This window comes from Anabaena sp. FACHB-83 (genome assembly GCF_014697485.1).
Taxonomy (GTDB): domain Bacteria; phylum Cyanobacteriota; class Cyanobacteriia; order Cyanobacteriales; family Nostocaceae; genus Nostoc_B.
Genome location: NZ_JACJRY010000008.1, coordinates 1 through 24,399, shown reverse-complemented (window position 1 = coordinate 24,399; position 24,399 = coordinate 1). Strand labels below are relative to the sequence as shown.

The 24,399-nt window shown below is 42.5% G+C and carries 14 protein-coding genes; 7 read left to right on the top strand and 7 right to left on the bottom strand.

The features are described from left to right. Positions 1–401: 401 nt before the first annotated feature. Both H6G79_RS12160 and trxA read left to right on the top strand, forming a co-directional pair. Positions 402–3,524, top strand: coding sequence for an MFS transporter (locus H6G79_RS12160; protein ID WP_190590899.1), 3,123 nt, complete (start codon positions 402–404; stop codon positions 3,522–3,524). A gap of 438 nt (positions 3,525–3,962) precedes the next feature. Beyond that, positions 3,963–4,295, top strand: a complete 333-nt coding sequence (gene trxA, locus H6G79_RS12155; protein WP_190590897.1) for a thioredoxin — start codon at positions 3,963–3,965, stop codon at positions 4,293–4,295. 225 nt (positions 4,296–4,520) lie between these two features. Here trxA and H6G79_RS12150 read toward each other — a convergent pair whose 3' ends face one another. The 4 genes from H6G79_RS12150 to H6G79_RS12135 form a co-directional block, all read right to left on the bottom strand. Continuing rightward, the gene (locus H6G79_RS12150; protein ID WP_190590895.1) at positions 4,521–5,285 is read right to left on the bottom strand and encodes a metallophosphatase; all 765 of its coding nucleotides are present in this window, start codon (positions 5,283–5,285) and stop codon (positions 4,521–4,523) included. Between the two features lie 279 nt (positions 5,286–5,564). Next, positions 5,565–6,374 carry a metallophosphoesterase gene (locus tag H6G79_RS12145; protein WP_190590894.1) on the bottom strand — a complete coding sequence of 270 codons (810 nt, stop codon included), beginning with the start codon at positions 6,372–6,374 and terminating at the stop codon, positions 5,565–5,567. Continuing rightward, positions 6,371–7,144 carry a GTP-binding protein gene (locus tag H6G79_RS12140; RefSeq protein ID WP_190590892.1) on the bottom strand — a complete coding sequence of 258 codons (774 nt, stop codon included), beginning with the start codon at positions 7,142–7,144 and terminating at the stop codon, positions 6,371–6,373. Before H6G79_RS12140 ends, H6G79_RS12145 begins: the two co-directional genes overlap by 4 nt. 61 nt (positions 7,145–7,205) lie before the next feature. Further along, positions 7,206–7,550 (bottom strand): hypothetical protein, encoded by a 345-nt coding sequence (locus H6G79_RS12135; protein WP_190590891.1) that lies wholly within the window; start codon positions 7,548–7,550, stop codon positions 7,206–7,208. A 471-nt stretch (positions 7,551–8,021) separates the two neighbouring features. On the opposite strand from H6G79_RS12135, the gene metH reads away from it, so the two are divergent. From metH to lepB, 3 genes are all read left to right on the top strand, one after another. Further along, positions 8,022–11,552: a methionine synthase gene (gene metH / locus H6G79_RS12130; protein WP_190590889.1), complete on the top strand. Its 3,531-nt coding sequence runs from the start codon at positions 8,022–8,024 to the stop codon at positions 11,550–11,552. A 363-nt stretch (positions 11,553–11,915) separates the two neighbouring features. Next, complete coding sequence (locus tag H6G79_RS12125) at positions 11,916–12,335, top strand: hypothetical protein (RefSeq protein ID WP_190590886.1); 420 nt, start codon at positions 11,916–11,918, stop codon at positions 12,333–12,335. Between the two features lie 134 nt (positions 12,336–12,469). Next, positions 12,470–13,042: a signal peptidase I gene (lepB, locus tag H6G79_RS12120; protein WP_190590884.1), complete on the top strand. Its 573-nt coding sequence runs from the start codon at positions 12,470–12,472 to the stop codon at positions 13,040–13,042. A 169-nt stretch (positions 13,043–13,211) separates the two neighbouring features. Here the strand turns inward: lepB and panB are convergent, their stop codons facing one another. The 3 genes from panB to H6G79_RS12105 all read right to left on the bottom strand — a co-directional run bounded on the left by panB (position 13,212) and on the right by H6G79_RS12105 (position 17,947). Further along, entirely contained in the window at positions 13,212–13,982 is a 771-nt protein-coding gene (gene panB, locus H6G79_RS12115; RefSeq protein WP_190590882.1) for a 3-methyl-2-oxobutanoate hydroxymethyltransferase, read from the bottom strand. Between the two features lie 87 nt (positions 13,983–14,069). After that, the gene (locus H6G79_RS12110) at positions 14,070–15,107 is read right to left on the bottom strand and encodes a two-component regulator propeller domain-containing protein (protein WP_396019797.1); all 1,038 of its coding nucleotides are present in this window, start codon (positions 15,105–15,107) and stop codon (positions 14,070–14,072) included. Between the two features lie 683 nt (positions 15,108–15,790). Beyond that, positions 15,791–17,947, bottom strand: a complete 2,157-nt coding sequence (locus H6G79_RS12105; RefSeq protein WP_190590878.1) for a polyribonucleotide nucleotidyltransferase — start codon at positions 17,945–17,947, stop codon at positions 15,791–15,793. 623 nt (positions 17,948–18,570) lie between these two features. On the opposite strand from H6G79_RS12105, the gene H6G79_RS12100 reads away from it, so the two are divergent. Further along, positions 18,571–23,205 carry an SNF2-related protein gene (locus H6G79_RS12100; RefSeq protein ID WP_190590876.1) on the top strand — a complete coding sequence of 1,545 codons (4,635 nt, stop codon included), beginning with the start codon at positions 18,571–18,573 and terminating at the stop codon, positions 23,203–23,205. 368 nt (positions 23,206–23,573) lie between these two features. After that, positions 23,574–23,852 (top strand): hypothetical protein, encoded by a 279-nt coding sequence (locus H6G79_RS12095; protein ID WP_190590874.1) that lies wholly within the window; start codon positions 23,574–23,576, stop codon positions 23,850–23,852. Positions 23,853–24,399 lie beyond the last annotated feature (547 nt).

Below are 24,399 nucleotides of genomic sequence, written 5' to 3'. Positions count from 1 at the left end.
TTCCTGTATTTAGTTGATTCATCCCGCATTTATGCAACGGCATTTAAGATTAATTGACCGCAGATATAGGAATCCGGTTTGACTTCTGAATTTATTTGTGCAGGTAGGGAATAGGGAGTCGGGAGTAGGAAAGAAGCCTTATCTGTATGTACTGATTTTTTTCCCAAATCAAATATGAGTCCTATAGAAGATAATCATGTTTTACTTCGATTGGTGAGCGACGTGCTTAAAGCGCAGTCGAAAGGAGCCAAATCACTGCCTCCAACTATAAAACTACGACTTTCGGAAACAGACTTTACCCCCTAAGAAAGTGTCAGCTAAAGAATTTGGTACTTAGCGTAGGAAGTAGCCGGTTATTTACAAAGTAACTGGCATTTATTGAGCATGAATGAGAAAATACTATGCTTCAAATTGTCGAAAATTTTTTAGGATGGCATTGGCTGAATAATGGATTAGCAGCCATAACCGAGGTGCAAGAAATACTAACCCCCGAACAAGCATCAGTGGTTTTTTCTGGGCCGAAATTTTTAGTTTCGTTGGTGGCTGGTGTCTTAATGGCATTTGCTTTTCAACTGTTATTAACCAACTTTGCATTAGCAGCAATAATTTCTGCCACCGATGATGATTCATCTTCTAGTGATGATGACGAAAGCTTAGGTACTACAATTCGCAAAGTAGAAAATAAAGTTGGTTTTTGGGCATTAATTAGCGCCACTACTGCATTATTTATTGCTTGCTTTTTGGCTGTCAAACTTAGCTTAATAGATAGTGCATTTTTAGGCGCAATTATTGGTGTAGTTATTTGGTCAGCGTATTTTTCAATAATTGTTTGGTTTGGTTCTTCAACAGTCGGTTCTTTAATTGGTGCAGTGGCGAATACTGCTAATAGTGGTATCAAAGCATTAATGGGAACTGCGACTAGTGCGATTGGTGCAAATTTTGCTAAACAACAGATGGTTTCGACTGCGGAAGATATTACAGCCGCCGTTCGCAGAGAGTTAACTTCTGGGTTTGATGTTGATAGTATTCAAAATACGCTGCAAAGTTCTTTAAGTAATTTGCAAAAACCGCAACTAGATTTCAAAGATATCCGTAAACAATTTGATCAGATTTTTGGTGATATCGATTGGCAATCTCTACCGGAAAATTTGACGCAAAATTTCAATCGCCAAACTTTTGTTGATTTAATTAGCGATCGCACAAATTTCTCGAAAGCTGATGTGAATAAAATTGCTGACCAATTAGAAGCGGCTTGGAATCAAACTTCGGCACGACGCAACCCAGCACAGCAAGTCATTAACTTAATTACATCGGCAACCCCCGAAGAATTGCAATCAGATGAATTAGGCGATCGCTTGCAAGAATTAGTGACTGTTGGTGGTAACGGTAATGGCAATAATGGCGGTATCAGCAAAGCCATTCAAACTGGTTTAACTGCTGCTTTACCAGTAGTCTTAGAACGACTAAATGCCCCTGATATAGATGTGAATAAAATCACCAATCAGTTACAAAAACTGAAAGATAAAGTTCAAGATTTGGATATCGAAAACATATCTCATCAACTGCAAGAAACTATTGCAAAAACTACGCAAAGACGAGGTAATTTATCCAATTCTCATTACCGTCAAGATGTAGAAGATTACGTTAAAAACTCTTTACCTTGGCACTTTAACCGCATCACTATTAAAGATGAATTTCGGGATGTGATTTATGACCCGCAAGCAGATGCAGCAACTATGCGGCGAGAATTAGAAGATTTCAACCAAGAAGAGTTTGCGAATTTACTGATCCGTCGCAGTGATATTAGCGAAGTTAGAGTCAAAGAAATTGCTCAACAAATGGAAGAAATTCGCCAAGAAGTGTTAACAACTTTGCAACAGGCGGAAGTTAAAGATAAGAGTCAAGATTTGCGGAACCGCATCGAAAATTACCTGCGTTCTACAAGTAAAGAAGAATTGAATCCTGAAGCTGTTGAGCGAGATTTTGATAACTTAATCACAGAATTAAACGCTGATTTTGATGATTTAAATGAACGCTTCCAAGGATTGGCTCGTGATGTCTTGCTGCAAGTTTTACAGCAGCGTCAAGATTTCAGTGATGAAGAAGCTAATAATTTGCTAAATAACTTAGAAAGTGTCCGGGATTCTGTTTTAAATCAATTACAGGAACAAGCGACAACCCAAACTGAAAACTTACGCCAAAGAGTCGAAGATTATTTACGCAATACTAATAAGGAAGAATTAAATCCTGAAGGTATTCGCCGCGATTTCAGCACTTTACTGCAAGACCCCCAAGCCGGATTTAACTTGTTGCGTCAGCGTTTATCGCAGTTTGATCGTGATACTTTAGTCAGTCTGCTTTCTCAGCGTCAAGACTTGAATGAGGATGAAGTTAACCAAATTATTGATCAGCTAGAATCAGCCAGGGATAACATCTTGCAAACCCCGCAAGTTGTAGCAGATAAAGCTAAAGAACAGTACGAACAAACCACAACTCAAATTGCTGAATATCTCCGCAATACTAACTTAGAAGAACTTGACCCCGAAGGTATCCGCCGAGATTTAGAAAAATTACTGGTTGATCCGCGAGAAGGAATTTCTGCAATTCGTAGTCGCTTGTCGCAAGTTGACCGCGAAACTTTAGTTAAACTCGTCAGCCAACGGGGAGACTTAAGCGAAGAACAAGTACAACGGCTAATTGACCAAGTACAAGAGGCGATTACTAACATTATTAAAGCACCGCGTCGCTTGGCAAACCGTACTGTTCAGCAAGTTGTCGATTTTGAAAGAAATCTCGAAGATTATCTACGTCACACCAATAAAGAAGAACTCAACCCAGACAGCATTAAACGTGATTTACAACTGCTGTTGCGAGATCCTCGTGCGGGAGTTGGTAACTTAAGCGATCGCTTGTCTCAAGTTGACCGTTCCACAATTGTGGCGTTACTATCCCAACGTGAGGATATTTCTGAAGAAGATGTTAACCGCATTGCTGATCAAACATTATCGGCGCGGGATGCAGTTGTAAATCAATATCGGCAGATTCAACAAGCTGTACAATCAGCAACCGAACGAGTCAGAAACAGAATCCGTAGCTATCTCAATTCCTTGGATCGTCCTGAGCTAAATTATGAAGGGATTAAACATGATTTTGCCAAATTGTTTGATGACCCCCAAGCCGGATTTGAAGCCTTGCGCGATCGCCTGAGTGAATTTGACCGTGATACCTTAGTGGCTGTCCTCAGTTCGCGGGAAGACATTTCTCAGGAAGACGCTAACCGCATTATCAACCAAATCGAATCCGCCCGCAATAGTGTCCTGCAACGCGCCGAACGCATTCAGCAAATCACCAAAGAACGTTTACACAGCATCCAACACCAAGCCAAAAAACAAGCCGAAGAAACCAAAAAAACCGTTGCTAACGCTGCTTGGTGGTTATTTGGAACAGCACTCACCTCTCTGGTTGCAAGTGCGATCGCTGGTGCTATAGCTGTTACAGGTTTAACTATCTCAGCTATTGGATAGAAGGCAGGAGGCACTCCGGCAAAGCCGGAGAAGTCAAAAGTAAAAAACCAAAAGTCAAAAGTATTCTTCATTTTTGCCTTTTTACTTTTGCCTTTTGACTTACCACTACGCGGTTGAGGCAGGAAGCAGGAAGAAAAGTCCTACTATTCCTGGTATTCAAGCTTTCAAATCAAAACTAAAAAATGATTTTGGAGGGGGTTTGGGGGACGCAACCGTCCCCCAATCGGGGGCTTGGGGATTCTCCCCCAAATCTTGCTCATTGTCTTATAGGCAGAGCAGAAATTGAGAAATCAACTCTCATCAGCTTAACTTAACTGTATTGGCTTTTCCATTGCTGCGATCGCTCAAAACTGAGATTAAAGCCGTTTTGCGATCGCTCCTACCTATATACTCTGTATAGTTACTTAGTTATTGAATTTAATATTGAGGGATTTAAAAATGTCTACCGAAGCTGGTACAGTTGCCGATATTCAAGAAAGTGAATTTTATACCCTTTTAACTCAAGAGAAAATTCTAGTTGTTGATTTTACTGCTACTTGGTGCGGCCCCTGTCGCCTTGTCAGTCCCTTAATGGAACAACTTGCAACAGAATACAACGGACGCGCTAAAGTCGTTAAAGTAGACGTAGATAAAAACAAACCACTATTTAAACAATATGCTCTTCGTAGTATTCCCGCCATTTTAATCTTTAAAGATGGTGATTTAGTCGAAAAAATTATTGGAGTCTCACCTTACGAAAAGTTTAAAGAAGCTGTTGACAACCTTCTTTAACAAAGTAGAGACGTTATATGTAACGTCTCCACATAGTTTTGGGTTTTACCCTTGTACCTTATGTACCTAAAATACGCTGTAGCGAGTATTTTAACCTTATTAATCAAGCTCAACTATTAGTCCACCACACAAATTATGATGTGTCGTAGATCCCCGACTTTTTCAAAAAGTCGGGGATCTGAACAGCCGCAAACTAAAAAAAGAATCTTGCTTGACCATTACTCATTAATAGATGCTAGATTTCGCCTTTTTACCCGCAGATTGACTGTTAAATCCTTTATTACTCCCGTAATATACAGTTTTAAATTCCACTTGATTGCTACTAGGGTGATAAAGAGTGTAAGTTGCTTGTCCCTGTGTGCATCCTACGTTACCAACACCGATGACTTGACGAGGGGAGACGGTAATAATTTGCTGAGAATGTTGGGAATCAAGTGTTGTAAGACCTGTGGTAATTGAACCGGTTTGCAATTGATATTGAAAGGTTAAACCAGAACGACCGCAAAACAAATTATTTGCTTGCATCCGCGACAGTCTATCAAACATTTGAATTGGCGGTGTTTCGGGAGTTAATTCTTCAGCCACACTGACTGTTGAACCGTGGATTAACAAACAATCTAATTCAAAAAAACCAAAGTCGAGCGATCGCAACCATTGTACAGTCTTGCGAGAAACACTATCCCACAGTAGTTTTACGGTATCACCCCCATATTTGGCAATTAATTCTGGAGCATCCCCACTCGCCCCCAAACCATGCAAAATCAAACATTGTTCTTCCCACCATCCCTTACAAATTAAGGGTTCTAATTCTCCCCGTCTTGGGTTCATGACTCGTTCAATTAACTTTTCTGTTTCAGGTCTTGGCCCTACCAAATCACCTAAAATATACAAAGCTTCTATCTGATGACCGTAACGTTTAATATCTGCCATTACAGCCTCATAGGCGGCAAGATTCCCGGTAATGCCACTCAAAATCGCCCATTTATTCATAATCGTTGATTTTTTAATAATACAGAGGAATGGGAAGGAAGCCCCGATGAAACTGATTTCACAAAGCTAGTACAACAAGGCAAAAGTAAAAGGTCAAAAAGAAAGAATAGTCCTATAGCAGTCTTATTTGAAACATAAACAAAGGAGACAAGGTAGACAAGGTAGAGAGATGTTTGTGAATCATTTAGGATTGCCATAGCACAAGTCTGTTAACAATTCCTTATGGTCACTGAGCGTAGTCGAAGTGACTCAGCACTTTCAACTCATAAAAGATAGAAATTACCTTGTACATACATGAGTTGGGTCATCGGCTCGTTCTGCATACTCCAACCCATTTGCTAAACGCCAAGCAAAAATGGCTGGTAAACCTTTCTCGATAATGGCTGCACAGGTTTTTTGATAATCGTAAGGTACTTCTCGCAGTTGAATATCTTGAGTATCTGTGTCGTAAATTACATAAGTGGCGTTTGGTCTACCATGTCGCGGTTCACCTACGGAACCAACATTAACAATTCGTTTCAGAGGCGAGTTAAAGTTAATTTCTTGTGCTGTTTCTCCTTGAGCAACCTTGATTTGTAACTGACCTGCATCTAAAGTTCGAGCATAAGGTACATGGGTATGACCACAAAACAGCACATCTGCTTCTGTAGAAAGTACACGTTCTAGTGCTGTAAAAGCATCGATTTCTGGTAACAAATACTCATGGTTGCTGTAAGGGCTACCATGAACAAAGGCTAAATTTCCTTGTTTGAGACTGTGGGGTAATTGGGCTAAAAATTCGCGGTTCTCTGGATGAATTTCTTTGTTAGTCCATTCATGAGCCTTGATACCTCTTTTTTCTGCCAATAATGAAGGATAGCTACACTCACAAGAGTTCAATCCTTCGATAATATCTTCATCCCAACAACCGACACAGGTGGGAATATCCAAAGAGCGAATTTGGCTAATTACTGCGTTGGGATGCGGCCCATAGCCAACTAAATCACCAACACAAAAGATTTTCTCAGCTTTTTGCTGGTCGATATCTAGTAATACCGCGTCTAAGGCGGTGTAATTGCCATGAATACATGACATAACGGCGATTTTCATACTAATTCCCCTTGCAATAAAATTTGCTGTACTTGTTGTTGGTATTGGGAAATCAACCCATCAGATAAACAGCAATCTAGTAAGGTTTGTTTTAAATTTGCTTCATCTAAGTTTTGTCCTACCACTTCCAAACCACTGAAACGCTGCGGTCTACCATCCAAGCAGCGTGGTAGGTCTAATTCCAGAAAATCTGTTTGGGGAACACCAGCCACAAAATCACAGTAAATGGAACGACCATCGTTAACATCAAAAATACCTTTGGCGCGGCTGACCACACCGTAAGCACCGTGGGTAATTTCGTACCAAAATTCTTCTAAACTGGTTTCATCCACGACTTGACCGTTGCTGGCTATCCGCCATAAACTTCCAGCCTGATTTGTTGGGGCTGGTGCGCCTGGTATAATTTCGGTTGCCCAAGTGTGATATTCTGAGTTGCTCAGGTTGGGTGGTAAGACCGCGACAGCATGGTAATTTTGATTACCTAAAATTTGGGCGATCGCTCCTAACTCAAAATAAAAACCTAATTCTAAATACACTGCTTCAGCTTGGGGTATTTGGCTGAGAAATTCAGTTTCCTGACCTTCTCCAAAAACTTTTATCCCCGGAAACTCAGTTGCTATGAGGGTTTGGTCGATGGGAACAGTCCCAGTACCAGGGCTGAAATAAATTACTTGGTCAACAGCACTCATATCTCTTAACTGTTGGCAAATCCAGGTAGTTTTTCCAGCACCAGATGTGCCAACAATGACGGTGATCGTTGGTTTAGCCATAATAGAATGATAATCATTTTTATGTAATATTAAACATATTACTTTTTAGTGGCAATAAGAGTTACTCTGGTTGGTCAATTAACTTAAAGCCCCAAGGTTTTAAAGCGGCGATCGCAATTTCTCGATCCACACCTTCATACACCTCCCATTCATAGGGATGTTCTTTGGGGTGTCCTTCACCGACATTACCAGCAACCTTAACTACTGGAAAATGCGCCACGCGATCGCGTTCTAACCATTTCGGTACTACTAGCCGGACTTTATGACCGATAAACTTGGTTGTACCTTCATTTGCTACGGATTCTCGGATTAGACAGATATCACCAGCCGTTCCCCAAGTAGTTTGGTAGATGTAGAGAAAAGATATGTAAGTCGCTGGTTTGATGGGTCTTTTGATCGGTCGCATTATCTGTAATCCTTAAACAAGGCGTGAAAACTGATACAAGTGTTGTTGATTGCTTGCTACAGCTATTTTAATCTCGCAACCTCACCAACATAACGTTTATTGGGTTTTTCTAACAACTGGGAATCAAGTCTTGTCATACATCCTTCATGATTCATCAGATCCCCGACTTCTAAAATGGGATTTCCGCGTTGGTATGTAAGTTGAGATTATGAGCGATCGCCCATATTACCCCACAATTAGGGAAAATAATAAATTAAGTGGAGTATTACAATACTCACTACATTTCCAATATTCTTGGATCAAACTTCGAGCGTCCTAAAATTAGATCCCCCCGCCTACGGCGACCCCCTTAAAAAGGGGGTTAAAAAACAATCCTCTACTTTTTAAGGGGATAAATAAAAAAATAGCCCCCCTTTTTAAGGGGGGTTGGGGGGATCTCCTCAACTAAAAAATCATTTATTCTGGGAAAATATGACTCATCCTTTCCTTGAACGCCTGCGTAGTCCTGATAGCCCGGTGATTGTTTTTGACGGGGCGATGGGGACTAACTTGCAAACCCAAAACCTGACTGCTGAAGATTTCGGCGGCGCACAATATGAAGGTTGTAACGAATATTTAGTTCATTCAAAACCCGAAGCTGTCGCTAAAGTGCATCGTGACTTTCTCGCGGCTGGTGCGGATGTGATTGAAACTGATAGTTTTGGCAGTACCTCGATTGTACTGGCAGAGTATGACTTAGCAGACCAAGCTTACTACCTCAGCAAAACCGCCGCCGAACTCGCCAAGGGTGTGGCGGCGGAATTTTCCACACCTGAAAAACCCCGGTTTGTTGCAGGTTCCATCGGCCCCACCACCAAACTCCCCACCTTGGGACATATTGACTTTGACACTATGAAGGCTTCTTTTGCGGAACAAGCCGAAGCCCTCATGGATGGCGGTGTTGATTTATTGTTGGTTGAAACTTGCCAAGATGTGCTGCAAATCAAAGCTGCACTGAATGGGATAGAAGAAGCCTTTGCCAAGAAAGGCGATCGCATCCCGTTGATGGTATCGGTGACAATGGAAAGCATGGGAACAATGTTGGTAGGTACAGAAATCAATGCTGTCCTGACCATTTTGGAACCATATAAAATCGATATTCTCGGTTTAAACTGCGCCACAGGCCCAGATTTGATGAAACCACACATCAAGTATTTGGCAGAACATTCGCCGTTTGTGGTTTCTTGTATTCCTAACGCGGGTTTACCGGAGAACGTTGGCGGTCAAGCACACTACCGCTTGACACCGCTAGAATTACGGATGGCATTAATGCACTTTGTTGAAGATTTGGGTGTCCAAGTGATCGGGGGTTGCTGTGGGACACGTCCAGAACACATTCAACAACTAGCAGAAATCGCCAAAGAATTAAAGCCAAAAGTTCGACAGCCCAGCCTCGAACCTGCGGCGGCATCAATATATACAACTCAACCTTACACCCAAGACAATTCTTTCTTAATTGTCGGTGAACGTCTCAACGCCAGTGGTTCTAAAAAATGCCGCGACTTACTCAACGCCGAAGACTGGGACGGACTGGTGTCAATGGCGCGGGCGCAAGTCAAAGAAGGCGCACACATCCTAGATGTCAACGTCGATTATGTGGGGCGTGATGGCGTGAGAGATATGCACGAACTCGTTTCGCGCATCGTGAATAATGTTACCTTACCCTTAATGCTCGACTCCACCGAATGGGAAAAAATGGAGGCGGGGTTAAAGGTAGCGGGTGGTAAATGTTTGTTAAACTCCACCAACTACGAAGACGGCGAACCGCGCTTTTTGAAAGTGCTGGAATTAGCGAAAAAGTACGGTGCGGGTGTAGTCATTGGTACGATTGATGAAGAAGGTATGGCGCGGACGGCGGAGAAAAAATTCCAAATTGCTCAACGTGCCTACCGCCAAGCTGTAGAATATGGCATCCCTGCTACAGAAATATTCTTTGATACCTTGGCTCTACCAATTTCTACGGGGATTGAAGAAGATAGAGAAAACGGCAAAGCCACCATTGCATCTATTCGCCGCATTCGCCAAGAATTACCAGGATGTCATGTCATCTTGGGTGTGTCGAATATTTCCTTTGGACTTTCCGCCGCCGCGCGTATCGTCCTTAACTCCATGTTTCTGCACGAAGCAATGGCGGCGGGAATGGATGCGGCAATTGTTAGCGCCAACAAAATCTTACCACTAGCGAAGATTGAACCCCGTCATCAAGAAGTTTGTCGCCAGTTGATTTACGACGAACGGAAATTTGAGGGTGATGTCTGCGTTTATGACCCCTTAGCCGAACTCACAACCTTATTTGCTGGAGTCAGTGCGAAACGGGAAAAAGGCGTTGATGAAAACCTCCCCATTGAAGAAATTCTCAAACGCCATATCATTGACGGCGAACGCATTGGTTTAGAAAAGCACCTCACCAAAGCCTTAGAAACTTACAAACCACTGGAAATTATCAATACTTTCTTGCTAGATGGGATGAAAGTAGTCGGTGAGTTGTTCGGTTCAGGACAAATGCAGTTACCCTTCGTCTTGCAGTCAGCCGAAACCATGAAAGCGGCGGTAGCTTACCTAGAACCCTTCATGGAAAAATCCGAAGCGGGTAATAATGCCAAAGGCAAGGTGATTATTGCCACAGTTAAAGGTGATGTCCACGACATTGGGAAAAACCTAGTAGATATCATTCTTTCTAACAACGGCTACAAGGTAATTAACCTGGGAATTAAGCAGCCAGTAGAAAACATCATCGAGGCGTACAATCAACATAAAGCCGATTGTATTGCTATGAGTGGCTTGCTGGTGAAATCCACTGCCTTCATGAAAGAAAACTTGGAAGTATTCAACGAAAAGGGAATTACTGTCCCAGTAATTTTAGGCGGTGCGGCGTTAACTCCCAAGTTTGTCAATAATGATTGCCAAAACACTTACAAAGGTAAAGTGGTTTATGGCAAAGATGCTTTCTCTGACTTGCATTTCATGGATAAATTAATGCCAGCCAAAGCTGCTGGTAATTGGGATGACTTGCAAGGATTTTTGGATGAAGTCAGTGATGAACCAGAAATTACTCAGAAATCAGCACTCAGCACTCAGCACTCAGCACTCCCCACTCCCCATTCCCCACTCCCCATTGATACCCGCCGTTCCGAAGCGATCGCAGTAGATATAGAACGTCCCACGCCACCGTTCTGGGGAAGCAAGTTATTACAGCCTGCGGATATTCCTTTAGAAGAATTATTCTGGTATTTGGATTTGCAAGCTTTAATTGCCGGACAATGGCAATTCCGTAAACCGAAGGAACAATCAAAGGAAGAATATCAGGCTTTCTTAGATGCAAAAGTTTACCCAATTTTAGAAACTTGGAAGCAGTGCATTATTGAGGAGAATTTGTTACATCCTCAAGTCATTTACGGTTATTTTCCTTGTCAGTCTGAGGGGAATACGCTGTATGTCTATGAAACGAACCGCCGAGGCGCAGAGGTAAAAACGAGTTTTGAGTTTCCGAGGCAAAAGTCTTCCAAAAGGCTGTGCATTGCAGATTTCTTTGCGCCCAAGGAGTCGGGGATAATTGATGTTTTCCCGATGCAGGCGGTGACTGTGGGTGACATTGCGACAGAATACGCCCAAAAGCTGTTTGCAGATAATCAATACACCGATTATCTCTACTTCCACGGTTTAGCAGTGCAGATGGCTGAGGCTTTAGCGGAGTGGACACACGCTAGAATTCGCCAGGAGTTAGGTTTTACTGCTGAGGAACCTGATAATATTCGGGATATTTTAGCCCAACGCTATCGCGGTTCACGCTATAGTTTTGGCTATCCAGCTTGTCCCAATATGCAAGACCAGTACAAGCAATTGGAGTTGTTAGACACTGGCAGAATTAATCTGTATATGGATGAAAGTGAACAGCTTTATCCTGAACAGTCTACAACGGCAATTATTACCTACCACCCAGTAGCGAAATACTTTAGTGCATAGGTAATTAAGGGTGTAGGGTATAAGGGTGTGAGGGGTGGGAGGATGGTGAAGAAATTTTTCCCCCCACACTCCCCACACTCCCCACACCCGCTACCCATACGTGAGAAATTCGGGTTACACCCCTAAACCCCTACACCCATTCTCTACAGACAACTTTTCTCCGTCAGTCATAACCTTTTTCCTCCCACATCTGTATTCTGCGGATGAGTAGAATCTGGGGTTGTAGTATTTAGTATGGCGTGCTAAAAGTGTTTAGTTGCATTCTGAATCGGAAGTCACAGCAGTGTCTCTTAAATGTTAATGCTGCACTAACAGTACCTCAAAATTCAATTGAATGCTCTGTAAGGAAACATGGTTAAACCGATGTCTGAAAAGCTTGAAGAACAATCAAAACCAGAAAAACCCGAAAGATCAGAACGATACGAAAGGTCAGAAAGATCAGAACGATACGAAAGATCCGAAAGATACGAAAGATCCGAAAGATACGACAGCTCAGATAGCTCAGAAAAACCAGAAAAATTTTATCCCACACAACATCTAAAAGTCTATCAAACGAGTGATGCCGGACAGTTAATAATTTGTGAATGTCGTCATTGTTCGACTCCATTATCTATTGATGTGATTTTTCTCACACCACAAAATTCTAAACCTAAACCAAAAAATAAACCTGATACTCAACAAGATGATGTGATGAAATGTCCTAACTGTGGACGTGTCCCCATATTTTTAGAAGGCTGTGCTGTGCAGTCAATTGCCCAACTACCTTCTTCACCGTGGCAATAGTTTTTCTACCCATCATTAACCATCATTGAATTTGTTTGAGGAAATGAGGTAGTTGTGATGGGTATTCCTGTTTATTTGGTAAATAATATAGCAGAAGGCATTTATCCCACTGTTTGCACTGGCTAAAAAATTCTATGATTCCCCAGGAAACTGATACAAAAGCAGCTAATACCTCATCAAAAACATGGCGTGGTTGGCGAGAAAATTTAACTTTAGTAGCGATCGCTTTATTATTGGCAGTATTAATCAGAACTTTTGTGGCGGAACCTCGCTACATCCCTTCTGATTCTATGGTGCCAACTTTATATGAAGGCGATCGCTTGGTGGTAGAAAAAATTTCTTACCATTTTCAACCTCCCGCCACTGGGGATATCGTAGTTTTTCAGGCCCCCGAAGAATTACAGAAACGCGGCTACCCCAAAGACCAAGCTTTTATTAAACGGGTAATTGCTACACCAGGGGAAATTATTAAAGTGGCTGGTGGTAAAGTTTATCTCAATAATCAACCTTTGCTAGAAGATTACATCGCTGAACCAGCAAATCAGCCATTCCCGCCAGTACAGGTTCCACCAGATGAGTTGTTTGTCATGGGAGACAACCGCAACGACAGTAATGATTCCCGTTATTGGGGCTTTCTCCCCAGACAAAATATCATCGGTCGCGCTGTATTTCGCTTTTGGCCTTTACACCGCATTGGGTTTATTTAATCTTAAGTGGGAGTTGGGAGTTGGGAGTGGGGAGTTGGGAGTTGGGGGACACGGGAGACACGGGGGACAAGGGGGACAAGGGGGACACGGAAGCAATCTTTCTACCTTGTCTCCCCCCTCTACCTTGTCTCCCCCCTCTCAGCACTCAGCACTCAGCACTCAATAAAAATTACGGAAATTTTCTCTCCCGCACTTCAATAGTGTAATCTTGTACCGCTTGAGTAATTGTTTCCCGCAGGTTGGTGTAGGTTTTAGCAAACGGTGGTTGCTTGGCGGAAAGACCAAGAACATCTGAAGTGACTAACACTTGACCATCGCAGTAGGAACCAGCACCAATCCCAATTGTGGGAATGCTGAGTTTTTCGGTGATTTGCCTTGCCAAATCTGCGGGAATATGCTCTAACACAATGGAGAAGACACCCGCTTGTTCTAAGGCGATCGCTTCATTTAAAATTCTCTCTGCTTGTTCTTCCGTTTTTCCCTGTTGGCGCAAACCTAGTTGATGAACTGATTGCGGTGTCAATCCCACATGACCCATCACCGGGATTCCCGCCTGGACTAGACGTGCTATGGTTTCTACCATCGCTGGATAGCCACCTTCTAGCTTGACTGCTTGCGCTCCAGTTTCTTTCAATATTCTGCCTGCTGAGTGCATAGCTTGAGCAATACTTTCTTGATAAGTCAAGAATGGTAAATCAACTACCACTAAAGCGCGTTTGACACCCCGACGTACTGCTTTAGCATGAAATAGCATTTCCTCTAGGGTAATGGGGAGTGTGGTTTCATAACCTAAAACCACCGCCATCGAGTCTCCGACCAAAATTAAGTCTACACCAGCCGCGTCGATCAGTTGGGCGATCGCATAATCCCAAGCAGTTAACGCTGCGATCGCACGTCCCTGTTGTTTCCATTGAATTAATTGCTGGGTAGTAACTGGCATTTTTGACTGGGGAGTAGGGAGTAGGGAGTAGGGAGTAGGGAGAGGAAACAAGGAATTACTATTCCCCATTCCCAACTCACCACTCCCTCATTTCACTGCACGACTGAAAGCAAGATGGGGTTTTGCGCCACCCATTTTGGGCATTAACCAAGCTAAACCTTCACTAGTGCCGATCCATAATTTATTACTAATATCTGGTACAAGCGCAAGCACTCGACTAGAAGGGAGTCCTGCAACTTGATCTAAAAGTGCGCCTGTGTGTGGATTTAATCGTAACAAACCATTGTTTGTCCCTACCCAAACACTACCATCTTGGGCAAATTTGATTGCTGTGACATTCCGTCCCCGCAATGGAGTCACCGATCGCAATACTTTATCTGTTTTTGGGTCAATTACCAGCAAATTGTTAGCCATTCCCGCCCAAATTAACCCTTCTGGACTAATAGCTAAAGTTTGCACTGTTGTACCGGGTAAACCGTCAATCCGCTTCATAATATAAGCGTTGGTAGTATTTACACGTACCAAACCATCTAAAGTCCCCACCCACAGTTGACCTTCTGCATCTAAAGTTAAGGTGTTGGCGCTGACTCCAGGTAAATTTTTCACTGTCGTCATAATTAAGCCTTGGTCAGGACTAATTAAAGCTAAACCGCTATCAGTACCCACCCACAAGTAACCGCGCTTGTCAACTAACATCGACAACACCCGCTTGGAAGGTAAAAACAAATTCTGCGCTGTAATTTCATTTGTCCGGGGGTCAACTCGCTTCAGTCCTTCATAAGTTCCTACCCATAAACGCCCCACTTTGTCTTGAGCTAAAGCACCGATCGCCACATTCGGTAAATTTACCCGCGCTAATATTTTACCTGTCTTGGGGTCAATCCGCGATAATCCCCGCCAATAACCCACCCACAAATTTCCTTTAAAGTCTTTCAGCAAGTTACTGACACGGTAATCTGTTTCTATTGACCTTTCCTCCAGATTTCTCTCGTCTGGTAAAGGTTTAACTTGTGGCGGTGGTGCAGAAGCTGGGTAAGAAGGAGTCACTTGCGATCGCTGAACATCTGGAGTCAGAGTTGATGGATTTTCACTATTGGTTTGCGCCTGGGCTGGATTTGTCATCATTACCAGGCCAATGTTTGGTAAAGTCATCAACCCCAGCAAAATCGAAGTCGTCAAAAAACTTATATGCTTGCGAAACAATACCACGGTGACATTTCCTCAAAAGACAGTAAGTTTAGCCATTACCTAAATTGGCAGGCGGTTAAACTCAGTATTCCCTTTGTTGATATTGTTTAAATCGTCTTCAGGTATTTTTCCCAGAAATTACTGATTAAGAATTTCGGTTTAAGCACTTGAGTCAAGGATGCGATCGATATTTTAAATAATCTAGATTTGTTAAGTACAGGACTTACGCAAAATCATGAAAAAACGAACCGCAAAGGGCGCATAGACGCGATAGCGGCTTCCCGCAGGGTAGGACACGAAGTTAAGAGGATTTGAGAGGGTTCTTGCGTAAGTCCTAAAGTATTTTTTACCTTGTTAAAGGCATAATCGCAAAAAGTTCTGAGAACCTATTTTTATAATTCCCAAAATTAGGCTGTTAAACATTGATTGTATAGATACAACTTATAATTTTTTTAGCCTGCGTTCGGCTGGGGCTTTGCCGTAGGCTAGGCAGGCTTCGTTCATCTAGACGCGACTTCAGTCGTCCGGCTTATTGTTAATTGATATTTTAAAAAAGCTACGGCGATGCCTACAACAAAGGCATCGCGGATTTTAGATCATCTCTAAAATCCCAAATCGATTTATCGATTTACTGCCGCAGCTTCTCTGGCCGCAGCTGCTTGGTCTGGATGAATACCCAAACGTGTGAGATTAATTCGGCCTTTGCCGTCAATCTCACGCACTTTGACAATCACTTCATCACCAACTGCAACTTCATCTTCGACTTTGCCGACGCGATAATCAGCCAGTTGAGAAATGTGGATCATTCCTTCCTTACCGGGTAAAAACTCCACGAATGCACCAATTGGGATAATTCGCGTAACGCGACCCGCGTAGACATCCCCTTCATGCAGCTTGCGAGTCATTCCTTGGATAATGTTCCGCGCTTTCTTGGCTTTGCTTTCATCGACGGCAGAGATAGTCACTGTACCATCATCTTCAATGTCAATTTTGGCACCAGTTTCTTCTGTAATGCCTTTAATTGTCTTACCACCAGGGCCGATGACTAGACCAATCATGTCTGGGTCAATCTTGATAGTCAGCAGACGTGGTGCGTAGGGTGATGTTTCGGTACGTGGTTGGTCGATGGTTTGCAGCATTTTATCTAAAATGTGCAACCGGGCATCTTTGGCTTGGTGAATGGCTTGGGCTATGGTCTCCAAAGGCAGACCAGAGATTTTCATATCCATTTGTAAGGCTGTAATCCCAGCATCTGTTCCAGCAACTTTGAAGTCCATATCACCTAAAAAGTCTTCAATGCCCTGAATATCAGTCAAAACGCGGACTTCATCACCTTCTTTAATCAGACCCATTGCTGCACCGCTAACGGGTTTGATAATTGGGACACCAGCATCCATCAAGGCGAGGGTAGAACCGCAAACCGAACCCATTGAGGTGGAACCGTTGGAAGAAAGTACTTCGGAAACTACCCGAATTACATAAGGAAATTGTTCTTTGGGTGGCAGAATTGGTAAAATTGCGCGTTCTGCTAAAGCGCCGTGACCAATTTCCCTTCTACCAGGGGCGCGTAATGGTTTGGTTTCGCCAACGGAGAAGGGAGGGAAGTTGTAATGGTGGAGGTAACGTTTAGATTGGTCGGTTTGGAGGTCGTCGTTGAGGTTTTGGGCATCTCCGGGAGTACCAAGGGTACAGTTGGATAATACCTGAGTCAGTCCGCGATTAAATAAACCGCTACCGTGGACTCGTTTTGGTAAGACACTAACTTGACAAGAAACCGGACGGACTTCATCAAGTTTGCGACCATCAACGCGCACGTTGTCTTCAACGATTTGACGGCGCATGAAATATTTGGTGATTTCTTTAAAAGTCTTACCAACTGCTTTGGGGTCAGCAGTAGCCGCAACGCGAACGGGATCTTCTTCTGATAATTCAGCGATCGCAGTTTGGATGGTATCTTTAACTGCATCTAAAGCAGTATCACGCTCAGTTTTAGTAAATGTAAATTGAGACAGAATTTTCTTAATCTCGTCGTTGGCGCGATCGCGGATATAATTTTCCAGGGTTTGGTCTACCTCTGGTGGTGCTTGGTGAATGATTTGCAAACCCAAATCAGCAATGATATCTTGCTGGGCTTTAATTAAATCGCGTACTGCTTCATAGCCAAAATCAATCGCTTCGATAATATCTCGTTCTGGCAACTGATTGGCTCCTGCCTCAATCATGATTACGCCTTCTGGCGAACCAGCTACGATCAAGTCCAGGTCTCCGGCTTCAATTTCTGCATAAGTAGGATTAATAATAAAATCATCTCCTACTAAACCTACCCGTACGGCTGCCATTGGCCCGTTAAAGGGAATTTGGGCAATTAAGGTCGCTATAGAAGCACCAGTAACTGCTAAAACATCAGGTGGCACTAACTCATCCATTGATAATGTTAAAGCCACAACTTGCAGGTCATCCCGCAACCATGAAGGGAACAAAGGACGCAGAGGACGGTCTATGAGACGGCTGGTGAGAATTGCTTTTTCCGGTGGACGACCTTCCCGGCGCATAATCCCACCAGGAATTCTACCTGCTGCATAAAGTCTTTCTTCGTAGTCTACGGTAAGGGGCAGAAAATCAATGCCTTCTCTGGCTTCTGATCGCGTAGCTGTTACCAAAACAGCTGTATCCCCTGATTCTATCAAAACCGACCCACCAGCTTGGGGAGCTAGTAGGCCTAACTTCAGTCGAATATCCCGTCCATCAAAGGATATTGACTTTTCAACTTCTGCCATTCAGTTTTTTTTCCTTCTATGCACGCTATTCTCTCTCTGTGGCAATCCTAACATTTCTGCACTCTGGCTGGCTTCTGTTACATACAAAGATAAACAAGTGATTTGCTGCCAAATTTATTACATATTTGCCTATTAAGCGGCAGTAAATTCGACGGCTTGGCTATCTTTGTGGATTACCACAGGTAGAATATGCCTAATCATACTCAAAAGTTTGAGAAATTGCATGTATGGCAATCTCTGTCATTGCTCAACTACTGGTGGAGGTAAGGTATAAAAAGTAGATTTTTTTACAACTCTGCAACGGAATGGGATCTTTCTTAAATCATTCTTAAATTAGAGAAAAACAATCTCACACCAGCATGTAGCCCTGGTTGTACAATAGTACCAACCTTGGAAATATGGCGGCGATCGCCTCAACAAAATAAATATTAATTCAAATTATTTATAAATAGCAATTTGACTTTTAGCAGATATTGAAATGGCGATTTTTTCTAAACTAAGTAATAATTTGATAATTTAGAATGTTAATTAATTTGCTAATTTGATAGGGCGAAAATCAAAATAATATATAAAAAATTTTAATTTTCAATAATTTAATCTGAGAATAATTCGAGTAATTCACAATGGCGATTTTACACGGTAGCTGGGTAAGAAAAAATCAAAACAGTTGTTTATTTATCTGGGGAGAAACTTGGCGATCGCCGCAAGTAAATTGGGATGTAAATAAATCCTTAGAAATTCCACTACATCCGTTAGCAATGACAGCCGTGGAGTTGAGTGAGTGGTTAGCAGGAAGGAATCTGAGAATTGCCAGCACTCAGCCACAGCCAGCACCAACTTCAGGGCGATCGCGCAAAACTCCAAAACCGTCAGAAATCAGCTTACCAAGCCATTCGCAAATTATCGCTTTACCAACTCAGATTAGCGAAACCAAGGAAGATCAAAGCTTCAACTTATTACCTTTACATTCTGCCAGCCAAGATTTAAATTCTGACGCTGCACCATATCTCCAACCTTGGCAAGTTGCAGGTTTTTGCCTGAATACCAGCGAAGCAATTCAATTTCTCCAATCTCTTCCTCTCAACATTACTAATGGTGAAGCTGCTTTTTTAGCTGGAGATTTAAGATTTTGGTCACAGGTAGCCCGTTGGAGTTTAGATTTAATTTCCCGTTCTAAATTTTTACCGAATATTCAACACCAAGCGGACGGTACTATATTCGCTAACTGGCAAGTTTTGTTAGACAGTGCGGTAGATGGAACTCGCTTAGAAAAGTTCGCCGCGAAAATGCCTCTAGGTTGTCGGACTTATCAGGAATTTGGGAATGGGGAGTCGGGAGTGGGGAGTGGGGATATATATGTCAATTTACCCGAATCGCCTCAAGAGTTAATTTTAGATTTCCTCAACAGCATCATAGATGTGCAAGTGCGGCAAATGGTGGGTAATCAACCCATCATCGAAACCAGAGTGATGGCGGCTTTACCGTCAGCAATTCGCCAGTGGTTACAAGCTTTAACGGGTGCATCTAATACCGTGGTTGCAGATGCAATTGGTGTAGAACGCTTAGAAGCGGCGCTGAAAGCTTGGACTTTGCCGTTACAACATCAACTCACAGGAAAGCCCTTATTTCGCACTTGTTTTCAACTATCTTCCCCAGAAGTGGGAGAAACAGAATGGAAACTGGCGTACTTTCTCCAGGCGGCGGATGATCCAGAATTTGTAGTGGATGCAGCAACAATTTGGCAAAATCCCGTTGAAGAATTAATTTATCAAAACCGCACCATTGAAAAACCCCAAGAAACTTTTTTGCGTGGTTTGGGTTTAGCTTCTCGATTATATGGAACAATTACACCCAGCTTAGAAACAGAATATCCCCAATCTTGCCAACTCAACCCCATCCAAGCTTATGAATTTATCAAATCTGTGGCCTGGAGATTGGAAGATAGCGGTTTGGGTGTAATTTTGCCACCTAGTTTGACAAACCGCGAAGGCTGGGCAAATCGTTTGGGGTTGAAAATTACCGCCGAAACCCCCAAAAAGCAGAAAGAACGCTTGGGTTTACAAAGTTTGCTGAATTTTCAATGGCAATTGGCGATCGGGGGACAGACAATTTCTAAAGCAGAGTTTGACAGACTGGTAGCTTTAAATAGTCCCTTGGTAGAAATTAACGGTGAGTGGGTGGAGTTACGTCCCCAAGATATTAAAACAGCCCAGACATTTTTTGCTTCCCGTAAAGAACAAATGGCACTTTCTTTAGAAGATGCCTTACGCCTGAGTACAGGTGATACCCAGGTGATTGAAAAATTACCAGTTGTTAGCTTTGAAGCATCGGGGGCGTTACAAGAATTAATTGGGGCGTTGACAAATAATCAGGAAATTACACCCTTACCCACACCCGCCAGTTTTCACGGAAAATTGCGTCCTTATCAAGAACGAGGTGCGGCTTGGCTGGCTTTTTTGGAACGTTGGGGTTTAGGCGCGTGTCTCGCCGACGATATGGGACTAGGAAAATGCGTAGCGCCTGATACCTTAGTCAATGTCAATGGAATGTTACAGACAGCAGAAGCTATTTGGACAAATCATGCTGGCGTAGCAATATTTGATGGTGAAGGATTTTGGGCTGAACCCACTCAAGAGTTACTAGTTAATTCCCTAGATGAAGCAACTGGCAAAATTGTCCAAGCACCGATTCAGCGAATATATCGGCAACAAGTATGCGAAAAATTAAGAAAAATCACCCTGCAAGACGGCAGTACTATCACTATTACCCATCGCCATAAATTACTGACAAATCAAGGTTGGACAAATAATTTGCAGGCGGGTGATTATGTTTGTGTACCTGGCAAGATGCTGTGGCATAGTAAACCACAAGACCATGATTTAGTCAAGTTTTTGGCTTGGCAAATTGCCGAAGGACATGAACTAGCTGATATTGGAACTGTCAGTATTACCCAAAAAGACATAAACTTACTAGAAGATTTACGCCAAACATTTCAGAGGATAGGCGATCGCTACAATCTCAAAATCAACCGTCCTAGTATTTGTACATTTCCCGGTAAAGTTCCTTGTCTGCGAATTAATAGCCAAGCTTACCGCCGCTTTCTGGAAAATCAAGGTTACGTTTGGGGTAAACTTTCCGCAGCCAAATCGATTCCCTCATTCATTATGCAGGCGGACTTAGATGGTGTGCGGTTATTTTTACGCCACTATTTTGATGCTGAGTCCTCTGTAGTTTCTAGTATGCGGAGTATTGAGATTTCCACAGCATCAAGTTTACTAATTCAGCAACTTTCTGCACTGCTGCGTCGCTTTGGTATTTGGTTAAGAATTTCCTCAAAACAAAAATGTGCCACCAATGGTAAGCGAATTTTTCGTACTTATTATATTGGTGTTATTGGCGGCAATTCAGCCCGGAGATTTTTGCAAGAAATTGGGTTTAACTACACTCAAAAGCAGCAAAAACTAAAAGAAATTTGTCAGCGAGTTAATAACACCAATATCGAGGGTGTTCCTGCTGCTGATGTTGTCGCCCAAACAGTTGCCATAACAGGCATACCTCTGCGACACTTAGGAATGCACAATACAGTCTATATTAATGGTTCACAACAATTTTCTAGAGAAAGTTTGCAGAAAGTTGTAGTTTGTATGAACCAAATTATTACGGGAGAAACTCAACAGCAATATCAGCAATTAAAACCTTCTAAGTGGACAGCTAAAACGTTAGCTGCTTATCAAAAATTAGACTTAGAAAAATTCAATTCCACGAAACAGCATCTCCAAACATTAATTGACAAAGAAGTATTTTATTGCCAAATTAGCAACATCGAAGATGTAGATTATCAAGGCTGGGTTTACGATTTTGAAGTAGGTAAACATCATAACTTTGTGGCGAATAATATTATCTGTCACAATACTATTCAATTTATCGCCTTTCTCTTACACCTCAAAGAACAAGATGTATTAGAAAAACCCATACTATTAGTTTGCCCCACTTCTGTGTTAGGCAACTGGGAACGGGAAGTGAGAAAATTTGCCCCCAGTCTGAAAGTAATGCAGTATCACGGTGACAAACGTCCCAAAGGAAAGGCATTTGTTGAAGCCGTAAATAAGCATAATTTAATTATTACTAGCTATTCCTTGATTCACAGAGATGTCAAACTATTGCAGACAGTTTCTTGGCAGATAATTGTCTTAGATGAAGCCCAGAATGTCAAAAATCCTGATGCTAAACAGTCCCAAGCCATTAGACAAATAGAAGCAACATTTCGCATCGCCCTAACAGGTACACCAGTAGAAAATAGATTGCAAGAATTATGGTCGATTTTAGATTTTCTCAACCCTGGTTATTTGGGTAATAAACAATTCTTTCAACGGCGGTTTGCTATGCCGATTGAAAAGTATGGTGATGCGGCTTCTTTAACTCAATTGCGTTCCTTAGTTCAGCCATTTATTTTAAGAAGGTTGAAAACAGATAAAGAAATTATTCAAGACTTGCCGGACAAGCAAGAAATGACAATATTTTGTGGTTTAACTACAGAACAAGCCGCACTTTATCAACAAGCAGTCGATACATCCTTAGTAGAAATAGAATCCGCCGAAGGATTGCAACGCAGAGGTATGATTTTAGCTTTACTAACTAAGCTCAAACAAATTTGTAATCATCCATCCCAGTATTTAAAAGAAAGCACATTAGGAGAACATAATTCTGGTAAATTGCAACGTCTAGAAGAAATGTTAGATGTGGCGATTTCCGAAGGAGATAGGGCGTTAATCTTCACTCAATTTGCGGAATGGGGTAAGTTACTCAAACCCTATTTAGAACAGCAATTAGGCAGAGAAGTTTTCTTTTTATATGGCGGTAGCAGTAAAAAACAACGCGAGGAAATGGTAGACCGATTTCAACATGATCCACAAGGGCCGCCGATAATGATTCTTTCTTTAAAAGCGGGTGGTGTAGGCTTGAATTTAACCCGTGCCAATCATGTATTTCACTTTGATAGATGGTGGAATCCAGCAATTGAAAATCAAGCCACAGACCGAGTATTTCGCATTGGTCAAACGCGAAATGTGCAAGTACATAAATTTGTCTGCACTGGCACTTTAGAAGAAAAAATTCACGACATGATTGAAAGTAAAAAGCAGTTAGCTGAACAAGTCGTGAGTGCTGGAGAAGAATGGTTAACTGAGTTAGATACAGACCAACTGCGAAATTTACTCATCCTTGACCGCAATGCTTTAATTGATGAAGATGCGGAATAGTAAGTAATCGGACAAAAATATTTACTGTCATTACGATCGCAGCGATCGCACAACGAAGCAATCGCATTATATCGTGGTTTTTTTAAGGCAACAGGCTGGTTTTGGACGAGGATTTAAACCTTGCCCAAAACCAGCCTGTTCCCTGTTGCCTTTAACTAATACCAATTCCCGAAAATTTGAAATTGCCAATACTATTTTTATAAAACTTTGTAAATAGTAATTGACAAGTATAATTTTATACTTTATTATATGAGTATGATTAAGGAAATCGCCCTAATCTAAACTCTCAAAAATAAAGGCGATCGCCGTTCCGTCCAAGAATCCAGCGATCGCCCTCATAAACTCCCAAAAAGGAATTTGAAACTATCATGTCACAATTACCAGAATCTGCACAGTCCAAATTAGAACAGTTTTTGCCTAGTGAAAATCTAGAACAACCCAGCAGCCAGCAACCAACTCAACAGCCACTACCTCAGCGCGAACCAATTAAACATGTGTTGATTGGCTCCGTGCAAGCTGTTACCCGCACCATTCAACATTTACACATAATTGGCTACGCCAACGTCAACGACTGGAGTGTGCCACAACCCACCCCCAACTCTGATGAAGTGATGAGCATTTTAATTCGTCAGATTCTCATTCGCTAACTCGGTTGTGGAGACGTTGCATTGCAACGTCTCCACAAAGGTTATCAGGGGAGCATTCCAAATGTGCAGAAGTTCCAGTCCCCTACATTCACATCTTGCACCAGGCGACTGAAGTCGCGGCTACACAGGCAAAACCCGCACTTCGACAAGCTCAGTGACCACCTGCGCTGGTTCCAAACCCTTGATTTCTCGTCAGTCCGCGTAGGCGGACTACCCTGCGGGAAGCCGCTTGCGCGTCTACGTTTGTATAGCCAAACCACTGCATTGGGCGGGTTTCCCGACTCCCTCAGTGGCGCGAATTCCATTCGTTGGAGCTAAGTGCAAGATGTGTGGATCGCTACATTCCGCTTCACTCTATTCGCAATGACAAGTGCCGGACATGATATAGCGGTTCTCGGTTGGATGAGGTACACTTCAACCCCACCCCCAACCCCCTGACAGGTGTAGGTTTTTTACAAGGGTGTGAGTATTCATTCTCAGAGTCGGAAAATAAAAGAAGAAAAGCAAGTGAAAAAGAGGCTCAAATGCTAAAAAATGAGTACCTCAA